The organism is Streptomyces sp. NPDC002701 (assembly GCF_042889045.1).
GTDB lineage: Bacteria > Actinomycetota > Actinomycetes > Streptomycetales > Streptomycetaceae > Streptomyces.
The window spans coordinates 1-1,982 of sequence record NZ_JBIAQL010000070.1 but is presented as its reverse complement, the minus strand read 5'-3'; the positions used below and the strand labels follow the sequence as shown (position 1 = coordinate 1,982).

Genomic DNA, 1,982 nt, shown 5'->3' with positions numbered 1-1,982 from the left:
ACCGGCAGTTGCTGGGCAGTGGACTGGCAGCGCCGGACGGGCGGATCGACCTCACTTTCACGGTCACGGCCACCGGAATGAGCGATTCGCGCGCCGACGGAACGCTGGAGGGGATCGCCGACTACTACCGGGGCCTGCGGCCTGGGCGGATGGTCATCACCGGTACACCGTCCGACGGCCGGGACGGGCAGATTGGCGGTGACGCAGGAACAGGCAAGACCGTGCTCGCACTGTCCCTGATCCTGGGCTTGGCCAAGGAACGTTCTCCGCAGGAGCCGGTGCCGGTACGACTGACCGCGGCATCCTGGCCCGGCAGCGACATACGTGACTGGCTACGGACGCACCTGACCGACGTCTACCGTCTTCCCCGCCGCGAAGCCACCCGCCTGGTGGACGCCGATCTCGTTCTGCCGGTCATCGACGGTCTGGACGAAATGGACCCGGGCACGAACCCCGGCTACACCTCACGCGCCGCCGCCCTGCTCCGCTGCATCGAACGGTTCGAGCACGGTGGCGCACACTGCCCGGTCGTCGTGACCTGCCGGCACGCCCACTACCAGGCCCTGGTCGAAGCAGGGACGGAACCCCGGATCGTAGCACGCATTGCCGTGGCCCGCGTCGACGCCTCCCACGCTCACAACTACCTGTCGCAACGCGTCGCCGGTACGGAGCGCGGCCGGGCCCGCTGGCAGCCGGTCCTCTCCGCCCTGGACACGGCGGTGGCGGGTCCGGCCGGCACCGTTCAGCCGGAACACACCCTGCTGGCCAAGGCACTGGACACACCCTGGCGACTCACCCTGGCCGCCACCGTCTTCGAGGAACGCACCGCCGACGGGCGATACCTGCGTGCCCCCGCCGACCTACTCGTGCTGGCTACCGGCGGACATCTTTACGAGTACCTCTTGGACCAGTACATCGGTGCCGCGGTGGCCGCACCCCACCGGGGGTCGGACGGCATCTCCCGGCCGTCGGGCACCGACACCCGTCCGCGACTGGATGCCGACGCCACCTGGCGCCGCCTGGCATTCCTCGCCCGCTACCTCAACGACAACAGCGGCCCTGGAGACGGCTCACCCCGCCGCGTCGCAGGGCGTGCGCTGAGCAGCACCGACCTGGTCCTCCACGAACTGTGGCCCCTGGGTGGGAAGCACCGGACACGGTGGACCGAACGCGTTCTGGCCGTGGCGGCGCCACTCCCTCTGGTCAGTCTTGCCGGGCCGCGGGTATTCGGTGACGACTTTGCTGCGATAGCGCCGTGGGCGTTCATCCTCTGTTTCACGGCGCTCTACCGCCCGGCATGGCCGAAGCCACGGCGGATCGACCTTGGCCGTCTTCGCACCCCTGCCGGACGACGCGCTCTCATGCTGGGTTCCACGGTCGGTTTCGCGATCGGTTTCCTGATCTTCTTCGGCCTGTTCTATGCGGCGAGTGAGCCCGGTGACCAAGGGATGCTCCAATCCAGCCTCGTGGTCGGCCTAATGATCGGGCTTGCGATCGGGCTCCAGATCGGTCTCGCACGCGGAATCATGATCAAGCAGGAGCATGTGGGAGTCGTTCCGCGTCACCTCGTCCGCATGGACCTCACCGCTGCAGTCGTGTTCGGACCCGTGACAGTGGCTGGGGCAATGCTCTTGTCCGGGCTCGTAGGGCTGCTCACGGCAGACACCGTTGATCGATCCGGTATCTGGGCTGCGGACTTTTACGTGATGTTCGCCTACTGGATGTTCGCCTTCGGGTTGATGATCGGGGGCTTCATTTTTAGCATCCCGGCCGCGGGCGGCTCGGCAGCCCTGCGGTATTTCGCGCTCCTCCTGCACACGCGCAGGAAGCTGCCGTGGCGGCTAGGACGCTTCCTCGACGTCTGCTACGAACTCGGCATCCTGCGCGCGTCTGGGACGGCATGGCAGTTCCGCCATCGTGAACTCCAGGACCACCTCGCCACCCGCCCCGCGCCACCACCCCACTCATGAAGGAGCGTTCCG

At 67.7% G+C, this 1,982-nt stretch carries 1 protein-coding gene; it reads left to right on the top strand.

Annotation, left to right across the window (positions count from 1 at the left end; translation table 11 throughout):
• On the top strand, nucleotides 1-1,970 hold a 1,970-nt coding region (locus ACFYXC_RS41810; RefSeq protein WP_389558390.1), incomplete at its 5' end, for an NACHT domain-containing protein.
• Nucleotides 1,971-1,982: the final 12 nt, after the last annotated feature.